The following is a 22532-nucleotide window of genomic DNA, read 5'->3' as shown; positions in this document are numbered from 1 at the left end:
GGCCGGCCGTGCGCGCGGGGTGGTCGTTCGGATAGGCGGCGTCAGCGGTCACGCTGCGATGGTCCCACGAAAAGCGGATGCGGGAGCACTGGAGTGGCACGTGAGGTGGAACGAACTTCCGGACACGCCGAGCGAAGTCCCGCATTCTGTCACCGGCGCATGCGAACGTGATGCGTGTCATAGCCGAGGGAGGTTCCCCCTTGTACTGCTTCACCTGCGGTGATGAACGCGAGTTCGAGCAGCCGCCGTGTGAGGACGGCCACGGCGAGGAGTGCCCCGAGTGGGGCTGCGTCGACTGCGGCTCCGCCGTCCTGGTCGACCCGCCGCCCGTGGCCGCCCCGGTCCCCGGCCGGGCCTCCGAGACCGCCCCGGCGCGCGGCCGCGCCGCCACCGCGCGGGCCGTGGCCTGACCGCCCCGGCCCCCGAGACGAAACCACCTGTGCCGTGCCTGTGTCCCCTCCGCGCCCTCCCGTCGCGTCCCGCGGCGGTCCGTCCCACCAGTACCGAACCGAGCCCGCCCCCCGCGACCCGTCACACTCCCGCGATCAGGCCGGTCTGCCCATGAACCCACCTGCCTTCCAGCGGGCCGTCGACACGCTGCGCGAGATCCTCGACGGGCCCACGCTCCGGCCGGAGCTCGACCTGGAGGACATGCCCGCCCCGCAGAGCCTCGCGCCGTACGCGGCGGCCATGTCCGGCAGCGTCTACCGCGACGACGACACCGAGATCGCCACGGGCCGCCTCATCGTGCTCTACGACCCCGAGGGCCGCCCCGGCTGGACCAACGGCTTCCGCGTCGTCGCCTACATCCGCGCCGACCTGGAGCCCGAGATCGCCGCCGACGAGCTGATCGGCTCCGTCGCGTGGGACTGGCTGCTCGAGGCCCTGGAGCCCGCCGGCTACGCCGCGGTGTCCGGGACGATCACGCGCGCGGTGTCGGAGAGCTTCGGCGACAAGCGCGACGAGCCGTCCACCACGGAGCTGGAGCTGCGCGCCTCGTGGTCGCCCACGGGCGAGGATCTCGCCGGTCACGTGCTGGCGTGGTGCGAGGTGATGTGCACCACGGCGGGCCTGCCGCCGACCGGCGTCGCCGCGCTGCCGGACCGGCCGGGCGGCGGGGGCGGCTGAGCGACGTACGGTAGGGGGCGTGAGCACAGCGTCCGAAACCGAGGCGGCGGGGGAGAACACGGAAGAAGTGGGAGTGTCCGAGACGCGCGCGACCGGCCCCGAGCGGGGCGGTGCGGAGAAGACGGCGGCGACCCCTGCCGGGAGCCTTCCCGGCGCGGCCGGGCCCGAGCCCGGCACGGCGGGTTCGGAGGCCGACACCGGTCCTCCCGCCGTCCCGCTGCTGGAGCCGCGCGAGGGCGTCCCGCCGGTGCTCACCACCGACGCCGACCTGGAACGCGTCATCGCGGCGTTCGCCGCGGGCACCGGACCGGTCGCGGTCGACGCCGAGCGCGCCTCCGGCTACCGCTACGGGCAGCGCGCCTACCTGATCCAGATGCGCCGCGCCGGCGCCGGCACCGCGCTCATCGACCCTGTGGCGCTCCCCGACCTCTCCGCGCTGGACGCCGCTCTCGCCGACACCGAGATGGTGCTGCACGCCGCCAACCAGGACCTGCCGTGCCTGGCCGAGGTCGGCCTCGTGCCGCGCCGGCTGTTCGACACCGAGCTGGCCGGGCGCCTGCTCGGCTACCCGCGGGTCGGGCTCGGCTCGATGGTCGAGAACGTGCTCGGCTTCGTGCTGGAGAAGGGCTACTCGGCGGCCGACTGGTCGACCCGCCCCCTCCCCGACGACTGGCTGCGCTACGCCGCCCTGGACGTCGAGCTCCTGGTCGAGCTGCGCGACGCACTCCAGGCCGAGCTGGAGGCGACGGGCAAGCTGGAGTGGGCGATGGAGGAGTTCGCCGCCATCCTGTCCACGCCGCCGAAGCCGCCGCGCCCCGACCCGTGGCGCCGCACGTCCGGCATCCACCGGGTGCGCAACCGGCGGGCGCTCGCCACCGTCCGCGAGGTCTGGGAGGCGCGCGACAAGATCGCCCAGGAGCGGGACCTGTCCCCCGGCCGGGTGCTCCAGGACGCGGCGATCATCGAGCTGGCGCAGAAGGCCCCGAAGACCCCGGCCGAGCTGCAGGCCCTGCCGACCATGCGGGGCCGCGGCGCCCGCCGGCACCAGTCGGCGTGGCTGCGCGCCGTCGCCCGCGCCCGCGAGCTCGGCGAGCGCGCGCTGCCGGAGTCCAACCTGCCCGGAGACGGCCCGCCGCCCGCGCACCGCTGGGCCGACCGCGACCCCGAGGCCGCAAAGCGGCTCACCGCCGCCCGTGCCATCGTCGCGGCGCTCGCCGACGAGCACTCGATGCCCTCGGAGAACCTCGTGCAGCCCGACTACGTCCGCCGGCTGGCCTGGACGCCCCCGGAGGAGTCGTCGGCCTCGGCTATCGGCGCGGTCCTGCGCGGCCTCGGCGCCCGCGGCTGGCAGGTCGAGCTCACCGCCCGGCCGATCGCCAAGGCGTTCCTCCGGCTCGAGAGCAAGGGCGAGCTTTAGGGAGAACTTGCACGGGGGCGCCCGCGAGGCACACACTGGCTTAGGTTAGCTTTGCCTAAAACACCCGTGTGATCCCCCGAGGAGTGCGTCGATGCTGCTGGGCAACTTCCTCATCGGCCTGCGCGAGGGGCTCGAGGCCGCCCTGGTCGTGAGCATCCTCATCGCGTACCTGGTGAAGACCGGCAACCGCCGGGCCCTGCTGCCCGTCTGGGCGGGGATCGGCGCCGCCGTCCTCCTGGCGTGCGGGTTCGGGGTGGCGCTGAGCGCCGCGTCGTCGGAGATGCAGTTCAAGACGCAGGAGCTGTTCGGCGGCGTCCTGTCGATCCTCGCGGTCGGGCTGGTCACCTGGATGGTCTTCTGGATGCGCAAGACCGCCCGGTTCATGAAGGCCGAGCTGGAGGGCAGGCTGGAGGGCGCGCTCGACGTCGGGCCGCTCGCCCTCGCCGCCGTCGCGTTCCTGGCGGTCGGCCGAGAGGGGCTGGAGACCGCCCTGTTCCTGTGGACGAACATCTCCAACTCCTCCGGAGGGTCCACCCAGCCGATCGTCGGCGCGTTCCTCGGCCTGGCCGTCGCCGTCGCGCTCGGCTACCTGCTCTACCGCGGCGGCCTCAAGATCAACCTCAAGCGGTTCTTCACCTGGACGGGCGCCGCGCTCATCGTCGTCGCCGCCGGGGTGTTCGGCTACGGCTTCCACGACCTCCAGGAGGCCGAGGTGTTCCCCGGCCTGCACTCGGTCGCGCTGGAGCCGCACGCCTTCTTCGCCAAGTTCGGCGACGCGGGAGACTGGATGCAGACCGTCTTCCAGGGCGTCCTGAACGTCACCCCGCAGATCACCTGGCTTCAGCTGGTCATGTGGGCCCTCTACCTGGTGCCGGTGATGGTGCTGTTCCTGCGCAGCCCGTCGCCGTCCAAGCCCGCCCCGGCCAAGACCACCGAGCCGGCGCCGACGCCCTGACGCCGGCTCACAGATCGGGCAGCGGGTCGCGGGGCAGGCTGTCGCGGGCGAAGATCTCCGCGTCGGCCGCGTTGACCACCGGGACGTACTCGTCGTCCAGCTCGAACACCGCGCCCGCGAACTCGAACGACGCGCCGACGCCCGTCTCCACCGGCCCGATCCTCGTGCCGCGCGGGTAGCTGCCCCAGACGCTCTTCGGGGTGCTGCGGCTCAGCGAGCCGGTGGAGATCACCGCGACCTGGTCCCCGGTGACGACGAAGATGAAGCCCGCGCCGCCGCCGTAGGTCATCGCGGGGAAGATGTAGCGGATCTCACCGTCGATCCCGAGGAACTCCCTGCAGCGCTCGCGGAGCGGGCGTGGCACCGGCATGGCGGATCAGGCACCTCCCCGGGGGTGGGATCGACGTCGCCGCCCCAATCATGCACTGATCCGCCGGATCGTGACCAGTCTCACGCCGTCGCCAGCGCCGCGGTCGGCGGCAGCCGCGACGCCCGCATCGCCGGGTACAGGCCCGCGACCGTCCCGATCAGCAGGGTCGCGGCGAGCGCGCCGCCGAGCGCCCACGCCGGCACGACCGGCGGCCACCCCTTCCACAGCGCGAACCCGGTCGTCACCGCCGCCCCGAGCACGACCCCGGCCCCGCCGCCGAACGCCGACAGCAGCAGCGACTCGGTGACGAACTGGAGGCGGATCTGGCCGCTGGTGGCGCCGAGCGAGCGGCGCAGCCCGATCTCGCGGCGCCGCTCCAGCACCGAGATCACCATCGTGTTGGCGACCCCGACCCCGCCGACCAGCAGCGCGACGGCGCCGAGCCCGAGCAGCAGCCCGGTGAACGCGCCGGACGCCGCGGCCCGCGCCTCCAGAGCGTCGGAGGGGCGGCTGACCTCGACCTCCTCGGGGCGCTCGGGATTGACCGTCCGGGCGAGGACGTCCCGGACGCCCTCCACCGAGGCGTCGGCGGAGCGCTCGTAGATCGTCGTGGGATGCCCGTCGAAGCCGAGGTACCGGCGCGCGGCGTCCCAGCCGACGAGGGCGGAGCGGTCGATCTCCGGCGCGAGCTCCGCCGGCCGGAGCACGCCGAGGACGACGAACCACCGGCCGCCGATCCACACCTGGCCGCCCGCCCGGTCCAGGCCGAGCCGCCGCGCCGCCTCCGAGCCGAGCACCACGACCGGACGGCCCTCGGTGGCCGCGTCGAGCCGGCGCCCGCTCGCCGGCGCCACGTCCAGGGTGCCGAGCAGCCCGCCCGTGGCGGCCTGCACGGCGATGCCCTGCGTGACCTCCTCCGGGATCCGGTCGGTGCGGCGGACGGTGGCGTCCACCGACCCGGTCGCGCCGACCGCCGTGACCGGCCCGATCCTGCGCACCATCTCCGGCGCCGTCTCCGGCAGCTCCGCCTTGTCTCCGAACAGGGTGTCGCCCGGCTTGGCCGTCAGCAGGTTGGTGCCGAGCCTGTCGATCCGCCGCAGGAGGTCCTCCTTGCTGGAGGAGGAGATCCCGATGACGGCGACCATCGTGGCGATCCCGATCGCGATCCCGAGGGCCGACAGCACGACCCGCGTCGGCCGGGCCCGGAGCCCGCCGAGCCCCACGCGCAGGACGTCGCCCGCGCCGAGCCGCGCGGGCCTCATCGGCTCCCCACCTCCGCCCGCTCGTCCGCGACGACCTCGCCGTCCCGGATCCGGACCCGCCGGGGCGCGTGGGCGGCCACCTCCGCGTCATGCGTGATGACCACGACGGTGGTCCCGGCGCGGTTCAGCTCGTCCAGCAGGGCGAGCACCCCGGCGCCCGCCGCGGAGTCGAGGTTGCCGGTCGGCTCGTCCGCGAGCAGCAGGTCGGGTTCGCCCACGACCGCCCGCGCGACCGCGACCCGCTGCTGCTCGCCGCCCGACAGCTGGTGCGGCCGGTGCCCCGCCCGCTCCCCCAGCCCGACGCGTTCGAGCGCCGCCCGCGCCCGCTCGCGCCGCTCACGCAGCCCGACGCCGGCGTAGAGCAGGCCGTCGGCGACGTTGTCGAGGGCGCTCACCCCCGCGGCCAGGTGGAACTGCTGGAACACGAACCCGATGTGCCGGGCCCGCAGCGCCGACAGCTCCCGGTCCGCGAGGTCGGCGACCTCGTGCCCGGCGACCCGCACGCTGCCCCGGGTCGGCCGATCGAGCGTCCCGATCATGTGCAGCATCGTCGACTTGCCCGACCCGGACGGCCCGGCGATCGCCACCCGCTCCCCCGGCTCGATCACCAGATCGACGCCCCGGAGGGCCGCGACGCCGCCCGGGTACTCCTTGGCCACCCCGGCCAGCTCCACGATGTTCGCGCCCCTGTCGTCGAAGCCCTTCATTCGGCGGGCACCCCGACCTTCATGCCCTCGCGGAGCCCGCTCCCGGAGACCTCGACCCGTCCACCGCCGAACGCCCCGACCTCCACGGGCAGCAGGCGCCCGGAGCCGTCGGCGAGCTCGACGCCGAAGCCGCCCTCGCGCAGCGCCAGCAGCGCCTCGACCGGCACCGACAGCACGCCCTCGCGCCGCTCGCTCTCCAGCTCGACGCTGACGGGCGCCTCGTCCAGCCGTCCCGTCTTGGCCTTCCCAAGGGAGATGTCGACGCCGACCGTGGTCTTCTGGTCCTGCCCCGACCCGGTCGTCTCCGCCACGTCGCCGACCTTGCTGATCTTCCCCTTCACGGTCGTCCCGCCGGGCAGCTCCACCGTCACCCCGGCGCCCTTCTTCGCCAGATCCTGCTTGTCGGCGTCGAGGTCGACGTGCACGACCCGCCTCGTCCCGGCGACCCTCAGGACCGGCTGCCCCTGGACGGTCCGCTTCCCCTCGGGCGCCTTGACCTCCCGCACCCGCACGGCCCCGCTCAGGAAGACGACCTGGGCGGCGTCGACCACGCCGGTCTGGTCCAGCCCCCGGTCGTCCTGCCACTCCTCGACGGCGTCCGCCGTCGCCCCGGTGAACTCGTCGTCCACGGTCAAACCCCCGTACCCGAGGGCCCGCAGATTCTCCTCCAGCTGCCGGACGTCCTTGCCGGAAACCCCCTCGCGCAGCGTCCGGTACATGGGACGGCCGCCGTACATCAAGGTCACAGGCTTGCCAGCGACGGAGAGCAGCGTCTTACCGCGCTCGACGGTCGCCCCCTCCTCCGGCGCCCAGGTCACGACACCGGACGCGCCCGTCCACACGTCCCGTATGCCGTCGTAGGTGAGCTTCCCGTCCACCTTCTCGGTGTCCACGAGATCACCCCGGCTCACCACCGCCGACGCCAGCGGCGCCTGCGCCCCCTGCGCCTCGCTGCCGTCCCGGTCCCACACAAGGGCCCCGCCGACCACCACCACGACGACGGCGACCCCGCCCGCGACCACGACCCGCCTCACTTCCCGACCCCCGGCAGGCTGGCCTTGCACGCCTCGCGCGCCTTCTCCGCCTGCCCCCGGTCGACCCACTTGCGGGGCAGCTGGATCTTCCCGTCCGGCCCGGGGTCCGGGATGTCAACCCCGTGCTCGCGCATGCACTGCGCGAACTTCACGTACTTGTCGCGGACCTTCGGGTCCTTGAGATCGGGCAACTCCCCGCCCGCCTGAAGCCACGACCGGCACTTCTCCATCGCCGCCTGCAGCTTCTTGCGGTCGCCGCCCTTCCCCAGCCGCCATGCCTGCCCGTCCCCGCTGCCGGGATCGGGCATGTCGACCCCGTTCTCCCGCATGCACTGCGCGAACTTGAGCCTGGCGTCCTCCGCCGAGACCGACTTGCTGGGCGAAGCGGAAGCCGCAGCCGTCCCCCCGACACTGGCGACCCCGCTCCCCCCGTCGTCCCCGCACCCGGCAAGCCCTGCCACCAGGAGCACCGCCGCAACACCCAAACCCCAAACCCTCATGCCAACCCTCGCCTCCCCAGGGCACCGCGCCCCAGCACGGCCCATAAGAGCCCCCAGAGGGTTAAACCCGCATTAGCCGTGCGGCCTCTCAGCAGATCGGACCAAGTCGGGAGACGTCACCTAAGGAGGCTCTCACCAGCACGGCCTCCAGAGGAGTCGCGGAGTGCGCGGCTGGCACGTCACCACATGGCCGCGCCCGCTCGACCGCAACGCAGCGGTCACGCCCCCTGATGCCCGCCGATCGAGCCATCACCCGCGGCGAGTCCGCCCCACCCGCACGCCTCGCCCGTTCACTGGTCCCCTCGGCACAATGGTCAGCGCCTGGTCGGCACTCGCTCTCGTAGCCAGCTTCGACTCCTGATGACTCTCACGCGCAGTGCTGCACGTCGGACGTGGTCCGGGACGAGAAGCACACCGCACCGGAACAGCCTCGCGAAGTGGAGCAGCCAGCGGAACAAGCCGTTTGCGGTCACGTATCCATGTGGTCCACAAATGGCCTTCACGACTAGGCGTTGATGACACGTACGAGTTACGCCCTTATGGTCGAACCATGGACTCCTGCATTGTAGGCGTTTGGCGGTATTGCCCGAGTTGACACGAGGGGCGTCCCGGTCTCGCCGCCCAGGGCGAGTGCAGCCAGCACGGCAAGGTCTGCACAGGCGGGGACGTTGTAGCCAGCGTCCAGCTGGCAGATGCAGGCAGTGATGACATCCGGTGGGCGGTTTGTCGACCGGATCTACTGGCTCTCACCGATAGCAATCTTGTGCCAAAGGATCCGCCGCCCGGGTGTGAGTGAGTCGGCCTGAAAGCCGAGTTCTCCAGAGGCCCCCGGTGCGCCCTGCGCAGGCGCTGTCACCCGCACCGACCGCGTTGAACGTCTCCCAATCCGCGCTGCCGGCCTCTCCTTGCCCGGCGGCGTGCTGGTGAAGATCATTGGAGATCATGGCGCGTTCAAGATCCATGGTCGAAAACGCCCTGCCACAAGTACCGGCGCGCAACATGCAGAGCTTAACAAGGCAGCCTGGTTGTGAGATGATTTCCAGAGTACATCATTCATATGAACTGCAGCATCCTTGCGGGGAGCGCAACAACCCCTGAAAGGCGTGACTATTCGATGTCCTCGAGTCAATGGATTATAGGGCTTTGCGGAGGTGGCCTTGGCGCAATGGCAGCCGTTGCGGCTCCCTCAATAAATGGAAGACACCAGAAAAAGAGGGAGGCGGCGGCGAGGAAACAGGAGGAAGATGAGAGGCAGCGCGCACAGACCCATTCACGTCTACTAACCCTGCAGAAGGTCACGAAGCGCGAATTAGAATATCTCTCGACCCTCTCATCAGGACGCAAGCACCGCCGATTGTGGAACTCGACGGAAACGCAAGGCTCTGGTGTGATCTTCGGCTCCAACGACACCAATATCGCGCGCGCCCTGGATGCACGGTTCCCCGAGATTTCAGCCGGCTACTTCGCTTTCGTCTCCGCTGCGGATCTATTCCGCGACAGAATCGAAGGCAGGGGTGGGCGCCGCCTCTCTGACGAAGAGAGTGCGGAAGAACTCGCAAGACTGGTTGCCATGAGGGAAGAATTCAAAACTCAACTGTCAGCGGCCGCCAAGTCCCTCGGTTACGATGAATTAATCGATGAGGACTTTATTTGATCCTCTACTTCGCCAACGCAGCTTACGGCCTGGCATCGTTCTTGATCGTCTTTTACGGTTGCTCCAGGCTCGCCAATAGACTGCGGCAGGTGCACAGACCTGAACACAGCGTCACCGGCGACCTCCTCATGCTATGCCGCTGCGCAGAGGTCAAGATGTCATCGACCGACAAGGAGATCCGAAGAGTTGCATCCGGGCGCCAGATGGACACCCGCAACCACTATGGACTCGGAGATCGCTGTTTTGGCCTGAACTCGGCGGTCCTGAGCGACGAATACTATCGCATAGCCGGCAGAGTGGCCCAGCGGTATCCGCTGGTTGCGGCCCGTTTTTATGGAATAGTTGACGACGATTATCGGCGCTGGATAATGCTCTCATGGATTGCACCGGGAAGTCCCCTGGCCGAGCATGGGAACAATCCCGAGATCACCAAGATCTTAGAGACTCTGCAATCCGAGGCGCGCCGCCAGCAGCGCATGTTCCATAGGAGCTTGCTTGCGGCATCATTGACGCCGGCTGATGTGGAGAACCTGGATTCCGTCCCTCTGCTCATTTCGCATTAGCCCGGCCTGGCCTGTCGGGCGCTCCGACGAGCAGACGGTTGGCGTGCGGGGTTGGTGGTCATGAGGCGGCGAGGGTCGCGGGTAGGGCCTGCAGGGTTGAGATCCGGTGTATGCCGGCCGGGGTCGGGGTCGGCGTTTTTGCTCGGTCCAGCCAGATGGCGTGGAGGCCTGCGTTGCGGGCGCCTTCGGCGTCCACGTCCAGCCTGTCGCCTACGTAAGCGACGTGCGCGGGAGGCAGGTTGAGCGCGTCGCAGGCGGCTAGGAAAGCCTGGGGACTCGGTTTCGCGCAGCCGAGGCGGTCGGAGCAGAGGAGTACCTCGAAATGGTGGCGTAGACCCAGTGCCGCCATTCTGCGCTCCTGGTGGACGGTACTCGAGTTGGACAGGATCCCCTGGCGGTGAGAAAGCGCGTCCAGGGCCTGCGATACGTCGGGAACGCCGTCCACGACGCTTCGAACAGCGCCTCGTACCGGTCGTACCAAGCGTTCGCCTCGGTGTCGCTCAGCGGACGGCCCACGAACCTGCGGACTCTTGTGCGGCGCTGCTGCTCGTAGGTCAGCTCACCGGCCGCGAGGCGCCGGAGTTCGCTCTCGGCGATCAGATGCCACCGGTCCAGGGCGTCCTGGTCGGCGGGCAGGTCCTCCGCCTCGAAGTGACGCAGCAGCCCGGTGCGCTCCGAGCCGGTGAAATCGAAGAGCGTGTCGTCGACGTCCCAAAGCACGGCTTCGATCATGATTTGAGGCTAGGTCGTTGATGGGATCCGATGAGGCGACGTACGCCCGCGGGGGCTGGACGGAGCACGTGATGAAGGCCGTTCGTTTCGACCGGTTCGGAGGTTCCGAGGTGCTGGGGCTCGTGGACCTGCCCGATCCTCGTCCGGGGCCCGGGCAGGTCCGGGTCGCGGTGCGCGCGGCAGGGGTGAGCGCCGGCGACTGGAAGAAGCGCCGGGGGCAGATGGACCAGGAGCTCCCCCAGACCCTGGGCTACGAGGCGGCGGGGGTCGTCGACGAGATCGGCGAGGGTGTGGCGGACGCGGCCGTCGGCGATCGCGTGTTCGGCTTCTGCGTCGAGGGGGCGGCCCAGGCCGAGCTGGCGGTGCTGTCCCACTACGCGCCGATCCCGCCCTCGCTCGACTTCGCCGGTGCCGCGGCGCTGCCTGCGGCCATCGAGACCGCCACGCGCGCGCTCGACCAGCTCGGCGTCGGGGACGGCGCGACACTGCTCGTCAACGGCGCGTCCGGGAGCGTCGGCGGCGCCGCGGTGCAGCTCGCCGCGGTGCGCGGCGCGCGCGTGATCGGCACCGCCGGTCCAGGGAACCAGGAGTACCTGCGTTCTTTGGGGGCCGAGCCGGTCGTGTACGGGGAGGGGCTGGTCGAGCGGGTGCGCGCGCTGGCGCCGGACGGCGTCGACCTGGCGCTCGACGTCGCCGGGAGCGGGGTGCTGCCCGAGCTGATCGGGCTCGCCGGCGGCGCGGAGCGCGTCGTCACGGTCGCCGACTTCGGCGGCGCCAGGGAGCATGGGGTGCGGTTCAGCCGCGGTGACGCCGGCCGCGCGGTCCACGTGCTCGGCGAGATCGGGCCGCTGATCGAGGCGGGACGCTTCTCGCCGCCGGTCGTGCGGACCTTCTCCCTCGCCGACGTCGCGGAAGCGCACCGCGCCGGAGAGGGCGGGAAGGTGCGCGGGAAGCTCGTGCTGATGGTCGGCTGACGCGGAGACGCGTGCTGAGCTGGGACGATGAAGGCCGCCGCTGTAGGGTTTCGAGGTATGGCGCGGGCGGTGTCTCGGGATCCTGACCGGCTTGTCCTGTTCACTGACGCGGTCGTGGCGATCGCCGTGACGCTGCTGGTGCTGCCGCTGGTCGAGGTGGTGCCGGAGGCGGTGCGCGCGCACCAGAGTTCGGTCGAGGTCGTCAGCGGGCACTGGGCGCAGATCGGGAGCTTCGTCCTCAGCTTCGTGGTGATCATCCGGTTGTGGTTCGTGCATCACCGGGTGTTCGAGCACGTCGGCGGCTACACGCGGGCGCTGATGCTGGTGAACGCCGGGTGGCTGCTGGCCATCGTGGTCCTGCCGTTCCCCACGGAGATGGCCGCCTCCTATCCGGGGGACGACCGCTTCACCGTGATGCTGTACATCGGGAACATCCTCGTCGCGTGCGTCCTCCAGACCGTGCTGACGGCGATCTCCTACCGTGACCCGGACGTCGCGCTGGAGTCCGATCCGCCGAGCATCGAGTCGGTCCGAGGCGCGCTGTCGAACGTGGCGCTGCTCGCCGTGGGTCTGGCCGTGGTCGCGGTCCTCCCGGGCGTTTCCTACTTCGCGCTACTGCTGCTCTTCCTGCAAGCCCCGGTCGACAGGCTGTGGAGACTCGTCGGCGTCTGAGGCCCTCGACGGTCGGGCTTATCGGGGTTTAACCTCCTGGGCGTCATGCTCGGCGGTATGCGTGTACTGATCGTCGAGGACGAGCGGGTGCTCGCGGACACGATCGCCGAGGGGCTGCGCGACGAGGCCATGGCCGTCGACGTGGTGTACGACGGCGACGACGCGTTGGAGCGGGCCTCCTACAACGAGTACGACGTGGTGGTCCTCGACCGGGACCTGCCCACCGTGCACGGGGACGACGTGTGCCGGGAGCTGGTGGGGCGGCGCAGTCCCGCGCGGATCCTCATGCTGACCGCGGCGGGGGACGTCGACGAGCGGGTGGACGGGCTGTCGCTCGGCGCCGACGACTACCTGCCGAAGCCGTTCGTGTTCGGCGAGCTGGTGGCGCGGGTGCGGGCGCTGGCGCGCAGGTCGGGGCCGCCGGTGCCGCCCGTCCTGGAGGGGCGCGGCATCCGGCTCGATCCGCACCGGCGCAGGGCGGCGCGGGACGGCCGGGAGCTGCGGCTGACGAACAAGGAGTTCGCGGTCCTGGAGGAGCTGCTGCGGGCGGAGGGCGGCGTGGTGAGCGCCGAGCGGCTGCTGGAGCGGGCGTGGGACGAGAACATCGACCCGTTCAGCAACATCGTCCGGGTCACGATGGCGACGCTGCGGCGCAAGCTCGGGCAGCCGCCGGTGATCGAGACGGTCACCGGATCCGGATACCGGTTGGAGGCACGGTGAAGAGGCTGAGCGTCAGGACGCGGCTCACGCTGGTGTACGGGTCGCTGTTCCTGCTCACGTCGGCGGCACTGGTCGCGGTGACGTACCTGCTGACCGTCCGGACGATGGACAACCGGTTCACCTCGCGCCAGAACGTGGACGCGGGGACCCTCGCGCGGCTGCGCGCGCTGGCCGTCAACGGGGACCTCGACGCGCTGGCGAGGCTGAAGGCCGAGGCCGACCGGGAGCTGGTGCGGCAGAAGCACGACGTGCTGGAGCAGCTGCTGCAGAGCTCCCTGGTGACGATGCTGGTGCTCGGCGTCCTGGCCGTGGTGATCGGGTACGTCGTGGCGGGACGCATGCTCCGGCCGCTGCACACGGTGACCGCGACCGCGCGGCGGCTGTCGGAGAGCAACCTGTACGAGCGGATCGCCCTGGACGGCCCGCAGGACGAGATCAAGGACCTGGCCGACACCTTCGACCGGATGCTGGACCGGCTGAACCGCGCGTTCGACGCCCAGCGGCGGTTCGTCGCGAACGCCTCGCACGAGCTGCGCACGCCGCTGACCATCAACCGGACGGTGCTGGAGGTCGCGCTGGCGTCCCGCAGGAGCCCGCCGGAGACCAGGGCGCTCGCGGACGTCCTGCTCGGCAACACCGCGCGGCACGAGCGGCTCATCGAGGGGCTGCTGCTGCTCGCGAAGTCCGAGCGGGAGCTCGGGACCCGGGCCCGCACGCCGCTGCAGGACGTCATGCGCAGCGCGCTCGACCAGGTCGAGGGGCAGGCGGAGGAGGCGGCCGTGGACGTCGAGGTGCGGCTCGGCCCGGCCGAGGTCGCCGGCGATCCGGTGCTGCTGGAGCGGTGCGCCGTGAACCTGCTGGAGAACGCCGTGAAGTACAACGTGCGGGACGGCCGGATCTGGGTGCGCACCGGCGTCCGGGACGGTGAGGCGTTCCTCCAGGTGGTGAACACCGGGCGGCCCGTGCCGTCCTACGAGGTGGGAACGATCTTCGAGCCGTTCCGGCGGCTGCGCGCCGACCGGACGGGGTCCAGGGACGGCGCGGGTCTCGGGCTGTCGATCGTGCGGGCGGTCGTCGGGGCGCACGGCGGCGCGATCGACACCGTCCCGCGGCCGGAGGGCGGCCTGTCGATCACGGTCCGGCTGCCGACGGCGGCCGAGCCCGCCGTCGCCGCCTAGGACCTGCTTCAATCGGCCTCGGCCACGCACGCGAACGCGTGACCTGGCCGGTGGAGCGAAGCCGGAGGCGAGCGGAACCGGGCAGATCGCGAAGCGATGCCGCGTTCGCCCAGTCACGGTCACGTAGCGAGCCGCTAGGCGAGCGAAGTGGGCCGAGACTGCAAGAACACAGCCGCCAGGCGAGCGAAGTGGGCCGGGACTGAATCAACGCAGCGGCGGCGGCCACTCGACGCGCCCCTCCGGCTCGGACCGGTCGGGGCGGGCGGACAGCCAGCGGTGCACGACCTTGCCGGTCGCGTTGCGCGGCAGCTCGGGGATGAAGTACACGTCGCGGGGAACCGCGTACCGGGCGACCTGCGCGTGCACGTAGGCGCGGACGGCGTCGGCGTCGAGCCTGGCGCCGGGCCGCAGGACGACGTACGCGGCGAGGCGCTGCCCCCAGTCGGGGTCGCTCACGCCCGTGACCGCGACCTCGTGGATCTCCGGCATCCGCAGCAGGGCGTCCTCCACGTCGCGGGGGACGATGTTCTCGCCGCCGGACACGACCATCCCGTCACTGCGGCCGTCCACGAACAGCAGGCCGCGGTGGTCGATGTGCCCGAGGTCGCCGGTGGCGAGCAGCCCGTCGCGGACCTCCATCGGCTCGCCGCCGGTGTAGCCCTCGAACAGCAGCTCGTTCGCGGCGAAGATGTGCCCGCGGGTGGAGCGGCCGAGGCGGCGGCCCTGCTCGTCGAGGATGGCCAGTGCGGTGTTGCGCGGCGGGCGCCCGGCGGTGCGCGGGTCGAGCCGCAGGTCGCGCGGGGTCGCGATGGACACCCAGGACGCCTCGGTCGAGCCGTAGACGTTGTAGAGGCGGTCGCCGAACGCGTCCATGAAGCGGGTGGCGAGGTCGCCGGGCAGCGCGGCTCCGCTCAGCGCCGCGATCCGCAGGGAGGACGCGTCGTACCTTTCGCGGACCTCGGGGGCCAGTTCCAGGACGCGCTGCAGCATGACCGGGACGGCGAACACCGTGACGTCGCGGTGGGAGGCGATCGCCCGGAGCGTCTGCTCGGGGTCGAACCGGCGGTGCAGGACGACCGGCGCCCGCAGGGCCCAGGCCATCTGCAGCGCGGCGTACCCCCAGGTGTGGAACAGCGGGGCTTCGACGATCATGGTCTGCCGGGCGCGCAGCGGGATCCGGGACGTCATCGAGGCGAGCGGCCAGAGGCCGGGGCGGGGCGGGCGGCGGGCGCCCTTCGGGCGTCCGGTGGTCCCCGAGCTCAGCATGATCGTCCGGCTCTGGATCTGCGGCGGCGCGGTGGCTGGCTCGGGCGCCGAGAGGATGATCTCCTCGATGCTCTGCCCCTGGTCCGCGGGGACGGGGGCGACGTCCTGCGCGGCGCGGGGCGGCGGCAGGGTCGCGGCGGGGACGGGGGCCGAGAGCGGATCCGCCGCCGCGGGGCGGCGGTCGGCCCACACCACGTTCCGGCGCAGCGCGATCGGGACGTTCGCCAGCAGCGGGGCGAACTCGGCGTCCGCGACGAGGAGGGTGGGGCGCAGCTCGCCGAGCACGGCGCGGATCTGACCCGTCCCGAAACCGGTGTTGAGCAGCACGACCTCGGCGCCGCGCCGGGAGCACGCGACGAGGGTCAGGGCCATGCCGCGGTGGTTGCGGCACAGGACGCCGACGCGCGGGCGGGGACCGTGCAGGGGCAGCCCGGCGGCGAGGCGGGCGGAGCGCTCGTCCAGCTCGGCGAACGTCAGCGCGCCCTCGTCGTCCACCAGGGCGGTGCGGGACGGGGAGCGGACCGCGGCGGAGGCGACCAGCCCGGCGAGCGTCGTGCCCCAGTGCCGCAGCGCCCCGAGCTGCGCGACGAGCCGGCGCGGGCCGCCGGAGAACAGCAGACCGGTGCGCAGCAGGAGCGCCGCGAGATCGCGGATATGCCCGATCCGCCGACGCATCCCCGGCCGGTACGCGGGCCTCGCGTGCGTCACCGTGCCCTCCTCCGGTGATTTCCGGTCACGCTACCCATGAGTCAGGAACCGAACAAGGGCACCGGGGCCCATACCGGCGGGCATCTGGGCGCTGAGCGGCGCGTCAGTGGTTACTGACGAGTAGCATTGAGGGTTACCAGCGAGTAGCATCGCTGACGCGGGTACTCGTGCCGCCGGCAGGGGCGGCGCGAGGCTCGACACCTCCACCAGAGTCCATCCCAGGGAGGACGACCCGTGCCTCGCACCGCACGCGACGTCGTGTTCGTCGACGGCGTCCGCACGCCGTTCGGCAAGGCCGGCCCCAAGGGCCTTTACGCGCAGACCCGGGCGGACGACATGGTCGTCCGCGCGATCCGCGAGCTGATGCGCCGCAACCCGTCCCTCCCGCCCGAGCGGGTGGACGAGGTCGCGATCGCCGCCACCACCCAGACCGGGGACCAGGGCCTGACCATCGGGCGGTCCGCCGCCGTGCTGGCCGGGCTGCCGAAGAGCGTCCCCGGCTTCGCCGTCGACCGGATGTGCGCGGGCGCGATGACCGCCGTGACCACGACCGGCGCCGGCATCTCGTTCGGCTCCTACGACGTCGCCATCGCGGGCGGCGTCGAGCACATGGGCCGGCACCCGATGGGCGAGGGCGTCGACCCGAACCCGCGGTTCCTCGCCGACAAGCTGGTCGACCCGTCCGCCCTGGTCATGGGCTCGACGGCGGAGAACCTGCACGACCGGTTCCCCGGCATCACCAAGGAGCGCGCCGACGCCTACTCCGTGCGCAGCCAGCGCAAGGTCGCCGAGGCCTACGCCGCCGGGAGGATCCAGCCCGACCTGGTGCCCACCGCGGTCCGCTCCGCCGAGCGGGGCTGGGGGCTCGCCACCGAGGACGAGCCGCCGCGCCCCGGCACGACCATGGAGAGCCTGGCCTCGCTGAAGACCCCGTTCCGCGTGCACGGCAACGTCACGGCGGGCAACGCCGCGGGCCTCAACGACGGCGCCACCGCGTGCCTGCTCGCGGCCGAGGACGCCGCGCTCGAACTCGGCCTCACCCCGCGCATGCGGCTCGTCGACTTCGCGTTCGCCGGCGTCGAGCCGGAGGTGATGGGCGTCGGGCCGGTCCCCGCGACCGAGAAGCTCCTCGCCCGCAACTCGCTGACCATGGACGACATCGGCCTCATCGAGATCAACGAGGCGTTCGCCGTGCAGGTGCTCGCGTTCCTGGAGCACTTCAAGATCGCCGACGACGACGCGCGGGTGAACCCGTGGGGCGGCGCCATCGCCCTCGGCCACCCCCTCGCCTCGTCCGGCGTGCGGCTGATGAACCAGCTGTCCCGCCTTTTCGAGGAGCGCACGGACGTCCGGTTCGGGCTGACCACGATGTGCGTCGGCATGGGCATGGGCGGAACCGTCCTCTGGGAGAACGTGAACTGGGAGGGCGCCAAGTGAACCCCGACATCTTCAAGGACGAGGTCGTCACGCACGCGCATGTCCGCGACGTGACGCTGCCCTACGGCGCGGGCACGCTCGCGCTCATCACGCTCGACAACGGCTTCGACCACACCAAGCCCAACACGTTCGGCCCCGGCGGGCTCGCCGAGCTGAACGCGGCCCTCGACGCCGTCGCCGGGCGTGACGACATCGCGGCCGTCGCCGTCACCGGCAAGCCGTTCATCTTCGCGGTCGGCGCCGACCTCAAGGGCGTCCCGCTGATCCGGCGGCGCGAGGACGCGGCGGCCATCGGCAGGCTCGGCCACGACGTGTTCCGCCGCCTCGGCGAACTGGACGTCCCGTCCTTCGCCTACTACAACGGCGCGGCCATGGGCGGCGGCGTCGAGGTCGGCCTGCACTGCACCTACCGGACGATCTCGCGCGGCGTCCCGGCGTTCGCGCTGCCCGAGGCGTTCCTCGGCCTCGTCCCCGGGTGGGGCGGTACCCACCTGCTGCCGAACCTGATCGGCGCGGAGAAGGCGCTCAAGGTCGTCATCGACAACCCCATGTCCCAGAACCGGATGCTCAAGGGCGCGCAGGCCTACGAGCTGGGCATCGCCGACGCGATCTTCGACTCGGCCGACTTCCTGGAGGAGTCCCTCGCCTGGACGGCCCGGGTGCTCAACGGCGAGATCACGGTCCGCCGCCCCGAGGTCGACAAGGGCAAGGCGTGGGACGACGCCGTCGCGATGGCCCGCTGGAACGTGGACGGAAAGCTCCACGGCGCGGCCCCGTCCTACACCCGGGCGCTGGACCTGGTCGCCGCCGCGAAGGACCGCACCCGCGACGAGGGCTTCGCCGCCGAGGACGAGGCCCTGGCCGACCTCATCATGAGCGACGAGCTGCGCGCCGGCCTGTACGCGTTCGACCTCACCCAGAAGCGCGCGAAGCGGCCCGCCGGGGCGCCGGACAAGGGGCTCGCCCGCAAGGTCACCAAGGTCGGCGTCGTCGGCGCCGGCCTGATGGCCTCGCAGCTCGCCCTGCTGTTCGCGCGGCGCCTGGAGGTGCCGGTCGTGCTGACCGACCTCGACCAGGAGCGCCTGGACAAGGGCGTCGGCTACGCGCACCGCGAGATCGACAAGCTGCTCGGCAAGGGGCGCCTGTCCCCCGACAAGGCCAACCGGCTCAAGGGGCTCATCACCGGCTCGCTCTCCAAGGACGCCTTCGCCGACGCCGACTTCGTCATCGAGGCCGTCTTCGAGGAGATGTCGGTCAAGCAGAAGGTGTTCGCCGAGGTCGAGCAGTACGTCTCGCCCGAGTGCGTCCTCGCGACCAACACCTCCTCGCTGCCCGTCACCGAGATGGCCTCCGGGCTCGCGCATCCCGAGCGGGTCGTCGGGTTCCACTTCTTCAACCCGGTCGCGGTGCTGCCGCTGCTGGAGATCGTCCGGGGCGAGCGGACCGACGATGCGGCCCTCGCCACGGCGTTCGCCACCGGCAAGGCGCTGAAGAAGTCGTGCGTCCTGGTCAAGGACGCCCCGGCCTTCGTCGTCAACCGCGTCCTGCTGCGGCTGCTCGCCGAGATCGTCAAGACGGTGGACGAGGGCACCCCGATCGAGACCGCCGAGCGCGCCGCCGCCCCGCTCGGCCTGCCGATGCCGCCGTTCGTGCTGATGGGCCTGGTCGGCCCGGCGATCGCGCTGCACGTCAACGAGACCCTGCACGGGGCCTTCCCGGCCCGGTTCCCGCTGTCGGACAACCTGGCGAAGATGGTCGCGGCCGGCAAGAGCGGCGTGTACCTGCCCGACTTCACCCTCGACCCCGAGGTCGTGGAGATCTTCTCCGGCGGGACGAGCCCGTCCACCGAGGAGCAGGTCCTCGACCGGGCCCTCGCCGCGCTCGCCGACGAGATCCGGATCATGCTGGACGAGGGCGTCGTCGCGGCCGCGCAGGACATCGACCTGTGCATGATCCTCGGCGCCGGCTGGCCGTTCCACCTCGGCGGCATCACCCCGTACCTGGACAGGTCCGGCGTCGCCGAGCGGGCCGCGGGCGGCCGCTTCCTGGAGCCGGGGGCCGCCTCCCTGCCCTCCTGACTCCTGAGCCACGGCCCACCTGATCCACCGGCCGCGGCCGGATCAGGTGATCATCACGGAGAGAGGCGTTCCGAACACGATTCGGAACGCCTCTTTTCCGACGTTTCCCCACGTCACGGACATGCACGTGTTTCGGCGGATCATAACCCGCGCACATATGGGCATACGGGTGTCGGCTATATGCCGGAAACCGGACACCGGGACGCGAAGGGGCACAGAAATTGAACGTGCTGCGCACGAAGTCGGTGGAGCAGTCGATCAGCGACACCGAGGAGCCGGAGCACCGGCTCCGCCGTGACCTGTCGGCGTTCGACCTCACCGTCTTCGGGATCGGCGTGATCATCGGAACCGGCATCTTCGTGCTCACCGGCGAGGTCGCCAAGGACAAGGCCGGCCCGGCGGTCGCCCTGTCGTTCCTGCTCGCCGCCGTCGTGTGCGGCCTCGCGGCGCTCTGCTACGCCGAGTTCGCCTCCACCGTCCCGGTCGCCGGCTCGGCCTACACCTTCTCCTACGCCACGATCGGGGAGTTCCCCGCCTGGATCATCGGCTGGGACCTCATCCTGGAGATGGCCCTCGGCGCGGCGGTGGTGTCGGTCGGCTGGTCGGGGTACTTCGCCTCGCTGCTGGACGACATCGGGATCACGATCCCGACGGCGCTCGCCGCACCGCCGGGCGAGGGCGGGACGGTGAACATCCCCGCCATCTGCCTCGTGCTGGTGGTGACCGGGCTGCTCGTCCTCGGCGTCAAGATCTCCTCGCGGGTGAACGCGGTGGTCGTGTCCATCAAGGTCGCCATCGTGCTGCTGGTGATCTTCGCCGGGCTGTTCTTCGTCAAGGGCTCCAACTACCACCCCTTCATCCCGCCGGCCGAATCGACGCCGAACGTGGAGGGCCTCAAGGCCCCGCTGATCCAGGTCCTCTTCGGCAGCGCGCCGGTCAGCTACGGGTGGCTCGGCATCTTCTCCGCCGTCGCGATCGTGTTCTTCGCCTACATCGGCTTCGACATCGTCGCGACCGCGGCCGAGGAGGCGCGGCGCCCGCAGCGGGACCTGCCGATCGGGCTCATCGGCTCCCTCGTCATCACCGCCATCCTGTACGCGGCCGTGGCGACGGTCGTCGTCGGCATGCAGAAGTACACCGAGCTGAGCGTCGCCGCGCCGCTCGCGGACGCGTTCAAGGCCGTCGGCCATCCCGTCTTCGCCACGATCATCAGCATCGGAGCGGTGATCGGGCTCACCACCGTCGTGCTGATCCTGCTGCTCGGGCAGAGCCGCATCTTCTTCGCGATGGGCCGCGACGGGCTGATGCCGCCCTGGCTCTCGGCCGTCCACCCGCGCTTCGGGACCCCCTACCGCGCGACCATCATCATGGGCGTGATCGTCGCGGTGCTCGCCGGGTTCATCCCGCTCGCCGAGCTGGCCGAGCTGGTCAACATCGGCACGCTGTTCGCGTTCCTCGTCGTCTCGGTCGCCGTGGTGATGCTGCGCCGCACCCGGCCCGACCTGCCGCGCTCGTTCCGCACGCCGTGGGTGCCGGTCATCCCGATCCTGTCCGTGCTCGCCTGCCTGTTCGTGATGATCAACCTGCCGGTGGAGACCTGGGTGCGGTTCCTGGTCTGGATGGTGGTCGGCGCCGTCGTCTACGCTCTGTACGGGTACCGGCACAGCAAGGTGGGACGCCGCGGAGGCGGCGAGCGCGTCGCCTACAAGTCCTGAACGACTCCAGTGACGGGGCTCACGGTGTCCTTTCGACCGACGGGTGGGCACAATGACCCGCATGGCATCTCCAGCGCGCGTCGCGGTGATCGGGTCGGGCCCGGCGGGGATCTACACCGCCGAGGCCCTGGTGAAGCAGGGCGGCGACGACGTACGGGTCGACGTCTTCGACCGGCTGCCGACGCCGTACGGGCTGGTGCGCTACGGCGTCGCTCCCGACCACACCTCCATCAAGTCGATCGCCCGGTACCTGCAGCGGGTGCTGGAGAACCCGGCCGTCCGGTTCTTCGGGTGCGTCGAGCTGGGCCGCGACCTCACCCGCGACGACCTGCTCGGATGCTATGACGCCGTCGTCTACTCGACCGGCGCGATGGTCGACCGGCACATGCGGATCCCCGGCGAGGACCTGCCCGGCAGCATCGCCGCGACCGACTTCGTCAACTGGTACTGCGGGCACCCCGACGCCGCCGACCACGAGTTCGACCTGTCGGTCGAGGAGGTCGCGGTGGTCGGCGTCGGCAACGTCGCCGTCGACGTCGTCCGGATCCTCGCCAAGACGGCCGCCGAGCTGCGCGAGACCGACGTGCCCGAGCAGGTCATCGAGGTGCTGTCGCGGAGCCGGGTGAAGCGCATCCACATGGTCGGGCGGCGCGGGCCCGCGCAGGCGAAGTTCACCACGAAGGAGGCGCGCGAGCTGGGCGAGCTGCCCAACGCGAGCATCCACGTCAGCCCGCAGGACATGGACCTCGACCCGGCGAGCGCCGCGCTGGCCGAGAGCGACCGGCACGTCCGCGGCAACATCAAGGCGCTGAGCGCCTGGACGGGCGAGCCCGCCGCCGGGCGCCCCCGCCACATCGACGTGCGGTTCTGGCGCGCCCCCGCCGAGATCCTCGGCACCGACCGGGTCGAGGGCCTCCGCCTGGAGAGGACCCGGCTGGACGAGTCGGGCCGCGTCACCGGCACCGGCGAGTTCGAGACGCTGCCGGTCGGCATGGTGCTGCGGTCCGTCGGCTACCAGAGCGTCCCGCTGGAGGGCGTCCCGTTCGACGAGCGCTCCTTCGTCGTCCCGAACGAGGGCGGCCGCATCGTCGGCCCGGACGGCGCCTTCGTGCCCCGCGAGTACGTCGCCGGATGGATCAAGCGCGGCCCGTCCGGCGTCGTCGGGACCAACAAGTCCGACGCCGCCGAGACCGTCCGCAACCTCCTCGAGGACCTCGCGGACGCCAAGACCGGACCTGAGGGCACCGTCGAGGAGCTGCTGGAGTCGCGGGGGCTGCCCGTCGTCACCTACGAGGACTGGCTGAACCTCGACGCCGCCGAGATCGCCCTCGCCCGCAGCCTCGACCGCGGTGAGCGCGTCAAGCTCGCCCGCTGGGAGGCCATGCGGTCCGCGTGCCGGGGGTCCGCGTAATCCCCGCGAAGTCCCCGCCGGGAAAGTAGTGACTCAGAGGTGAGCCGGACG

General features: G+C 71.4%; 21 protein-coding genes. 14 read left to right on the top strand and 7 right to left on the bottom strand.

The features are described 5' to 3' along the window. The first annotated feature begins 200 nt into the window (after nt 1-200). The 4 genes from FKD65_RS37495 (at nt 201) to efeU (ending at nt 3500) form a co-directional block, all read left to right on the top strand. Nucleotides 201-410: a hypothetical protein gene (locus FKD65_RS37495; RefSeq protein WP_168220891.1), complete on the top strand. Its 210-nt coding sequence runs from the start codon at nt 201-203 to the stop codon at nt 408-410. Between the two features lie 151 nt (nt 411-561). Continuing rightward, nucleotides 562-1128, top strand: coding sequence for a DUF3000 domain-containing protein (locus FKD65_RS37490; protein WP_141583831.1), 567 nt, complete (start codon nt 562-564; stop codon nt 1126-1128). Between the two features lie 217 nt (nt 1129-1345). After that, the gene (locus FKD65_RS37485; protein ID WP_240810397.1) at nt 1346-2545 is read left to right on the top strand and encodes a ribonuclease D; all 1200 of its coding nucleotides are present in this window, start codon (nt 1346-1348) and stop codon (nt 2543-2545) included. A 91-nt stretch (nt 2546-2636) separates the two neighbouring features. Beyond that, nucleotides 2637-3500 (top strand): iron uptake transporter permease EfeU, encoded by an 864-nt coding sequence (efeU, locus tag FKD65_RS37480; RefSeq protein WP_240809794.1) that lies wholly within the window; start codon nt 2637-2639, stop codon nt 3498-3500. 7 nt (nt 3501-3507) lie between these two features. Here efeU and FKD65_RS37475 read toward each other — a convergent pair whose 3' ends face one another. From FKD65_RS37475 to FKD65_RS37455, 5 genes are all read right to left on the bottom strand, one after another. Further along, on the bottom strand, nt 3508-3870 hold the full coding sequence (locus FKD65_RS37475; RefSeq protein WP_141583829.1) for a hypothetical protein: 363 nt from the start codon (nt 3868-3870) through the stop codon (nt 3508-3510). 80 nt (nt 3871-3950) lie between these two features. Next, nucleotides 3951-5132, bottom strand: a complete 1182-nt coding sequence (locus FKD65_RS37470; protein ID WP_141583827.1) for an ABC transporter permease — start codon at nt 5130-5132, stop codon at nt 3951-3953. Beyond that, nucleotides 5129-5839 carry an ABC transporter ATP-binding protein gene (locus tag FKD65_RS37465; protein ID WP_141583824.1) on the bottom strand — a complete coding sequence of 237 codons (711 nt, stop codon included), beginning with the start codon at nt 5837-5839 and terminating at the stop codon, nt 5129-5131. Before FKD65_RS37465 ends, FKD65_RS37470 begins: the two co-directional genes overlap by 4 nt. Continuing rightward, nucleotides 5836-6873 carry a peptidoglycan-binding protein gene (locus FKD65_RS37460; RefSeq protein WP_240809793.1) on the bottom strand — a complete coding sequence of 346 codons (1038 nt, stop codon included), beginning with the start codon at nt 6871-6873 and terminating at the stop codon, nt 5836-5838. Before FKD65_RS37460 ends, FKD65_RS37465 begins: the two co-directional genes overlap by 4 nt. Next, nucleotides 6870-7202 (bottom strand): hypothetical protein, encoded by a 333-nt coding sequence (locus FKD65_RS37455; RefSeq protein ID WP_205718392.1) that lies wholly within the window; start codon nt 7200-7202, stop codon nt 6870-6872. Before FKD65_RS37455 ends, FKD65_RS37460 begins: the two co-directional genes overlap by 4 nt. Nucleotides 7203-8538: 1336 nt before the next feature. On the opposite strand from FKD65_RS37455, the gene FKD65_RS37450 reads away from it, so the two are divergent. Together FKD65_RS37450 and FKD65_RS37445 are read left to right on the top strand one after the other, a co-directional pair. After that, nucleotides 8539-9027 carry a hypothetical protein gene (locus tag FKD65_RS37450; protein ID WP_141583819.1) on the top strand — a complete coding sequence of 163 codons (489 nt, stop codon included), beginning with the start codon at nt 8539-8541 and terminating at the stop codon, nt 9025-9027. Beyond that, on the top strand, nt 9024-9590 hold the full coding sequence (locus FKD65_RS37445) for a hypothetical protein (RefSeq protein ID WP_141583816.1): 567 nt from the start codon (nt 9024-9026) through the stop codon (nt 9588-9590). The genes FKD65_RS37450 and FKD65_RS37445 overlap by 4 nt, the downstream gene beginning before the upstream one ends. Before the next feature lie 58 nt (nt 9591-9648). Here FKD65_RS37445 and FKD65_RS46740 read toward each other — a convergent pair whose 3' ends face one another. After that, nucleotides 9649-10035 carry an HAD family hydrolase gene (locus FKD65_RS46740; protein ID WP_205718391.1) on the bottom strand — a complete coding sequence of 129 codons (387 nt, stop codon included), beginning with the start codon at nt 10033-10035 and terminating at the stop codon, nt 9649-9651. Between the two features lie 358 nt (nt 10036-10393). On the opposite strand from FKD65_RS46740, the gene FKD65_RS37435 reads away from it, so the two are divergent. The 4 genes from FKD65_RS37435 (at nt 10394) to FKD65_RS37420 (ending at nt 13866) form a co-directional block, all read left to right on the top strand. Then, on the top strand, nt 10394-11296 hold the full coding sequence (locus FKD65_RS37435; RefSeq protein ID WP_141583814.1) for an NADP-dependent oxidoreductase: 903 nt from the start codon (nt 10394-10396) through the stop codon (nt 11294-11296). 69 nt (nt 11297-11365) lie between these two features. After that, complete coding sequence (locus FKD65_RS37430; protein ID WP_205718390.1) at nt 11366-11968, top strand: TMEM175 family protein; 603 nt, start codon at nt 11366-11368, stop codon at nt 11966-11968. 57 nt (nt 11969-12025) lie between these two features. Further along, on the top strand, nt 12026-12688 hold the full coding sequence (locus FKD65_RS37425) for a response regulator transcription factor (RefSeq protein WP_141583810.1): 663 nt from the start codon (nt 12026-12028) through the stop codon (nt 12686-12688). Continuing rightward, a complete protein-coding gene (locus FKD65_RS37420) occupies nt 12685-13866 on the top strand; it encodes a cell wall metabolism sensor histidine kinase WalK (RefSeq protein WP_240809791.1) in 1182 nt (393 codons plus the stop codon). The genes FKD65_RS37425 and FKD65_RS37420 overlap by 4 nt, the downstream gene beginning before the upstream one ends. A gap of 204 nt (nt 13867-14070) precedes the next feature. Here the strand turns inward: FKD65_RS37420 and FKD65_RS37415 are convergent, their stop codons facing one another. Next, nucleotides 14071-15840 carry an AMP-binding protein gene (locus FKD65_RS37415; RefSeq protein WP_302931570.1) on the bottom strand — a complete coding sequence of 590 codons (1770 nt, stop codon included), beginning with the start codon at nt 15838-15840 and terminating at the stop codon, nt 14071-14073. A gap of 234 nt (nt 15841-16074) precedes the next feature. Between FKD65_RS37415 and FKD65_RS37410 the strand changes: the two genes are divergently transcribed. From FKD65_RS37410 to FKD65_RS37395, 4 genes are all read left to right on the top strand, one after another. Then, entirely contained in the window at nt 16075-17277 is a 1203-nt protein-coding gene (locus FKD65_RS37410) for a thiolase family protein (protein WP_141583808.1), read from the top strand. Beyond that, a complete protein-coding gene (locus tag FKD65_RS37405) occupies nt 17274-19355 on the top strand; it encodes a 3-hydroxyacyl-CoA dehydrogenase NAD-binding domain-containing protein (RefSeq protein WP_240809790.1) in 2082 nt (693 codons plus the stop codon). The genes FKD65_RS37410 and FKD65_RS37405 overlap by 4 nt, the downstream gene beginning before the upstream one ends. Before the next feature lie 221 nt (nt 19356-19576). Further along, on the top strand, nt 19577-21070 hold the full coding sequence (locus tag FKD65_RS37400; protein WP_141583806.1) for an amino acid permease: 1494 nt from the start codon (nt 19577-19579) through the stop codon (nt 21068-21070). Nucleotides 21071-21131: 61 nt separating this feature from the next. Then, on the top strand, nt 21132-22481 hold the full coding sequence (locus tag FKD65_RS37395) for an FAD-dependent oxidoreductase (RefSeq protein WP_240809789.1): 1350 nt from the start codon (nt 21132-21134) through the stop codon (nt 22479-22481). Nucleotides 22482-22532 lie beyond the last annotated feature (51 nt).

The organism is Actinomadura sp. WMMA1423 (assembly GCF_006547145.1).
Taxonomy (GTDB): Bacteria; Actinomycetota; Actinomycetes; order Streptosporangiales; family Streptosporangiaceae; genus Spirillospora.
The sequence above is the reverse complement of the archived record's forward strand: the minus strand, read 5'-3'. Positions and strand labels throughout refer to the sequence as shown.

Coding starts and splice junctions, on each gene's coding strand:
- FKD65_RS37490 (WP_141583831.1), top strand. CDS start 562: ATGAACCCACCTGCCTTCCAGCGGGCCGTCGACACGCTGCGCGAGATC.
- efeU (WP_240809794.1), top strand. CDS start 2,637: ATGCTGCTGGGCAACTTCCTCATCGGCCTGCGCGAGGGGCTCGAGGCC.
- FKD65_RS37475 (WP_141583829.1), bottom strand. CDS start 3,870: ATGCCGGTGCCACGCCCGCTCCGCGAGCGCTGCAGGGAGTTCCTCGGG.
- FKD65_RS37470 (WP_141583827.1), bottom strand. CDS start 5,132: ATGAGGCCCGCGCGGCTCGGCGCGGGCGACGTCCTGCGCGTGGGGCTC.
- FKD65_RS37465 (WP_141583824.1), bottom strand. CDS start 5,839: ATGAAGGGCTTCGACGACAGGGGCGCGAACATCGTGGAGCTGGCCGGG.
- FKD65_RS37455 (WP_205718392.1), bottom strand. CDS start 7,202: ATGCGGGAGAACGGGGTCGACATGCCCGATCCCGGCAGCGGGGACGGG.
- FKD65_RS37450 (WP_141583819.1), top strand. CDS start 8,539: ATGGCAGCCGTTGCGGCTCCCTCAATAAATGGAAGACACCAGAAAAAG.
- FKD65_RS37435 (WP_141583814.1), top strand. CDS start 10,394: ATGAAGGCCGTTCGTTTCGACCGGTTCGGAGGTTCCGAGGTGCTGGGG.
- FKD65_RS37425 (WP_141583810.1), top strand. CDS start 12,026: ATGCGTGTACTGATCGTCGAGGACGAGCGGGTGCTCGCGGACACGATC.
- FKD65_RS37395 (WP_240809789.1), top strand. CDS start 21,132: ATGGCATCTCCAGCGCGCGTCGCGGTGATCGGGTCGGGCCCGGCGGGG.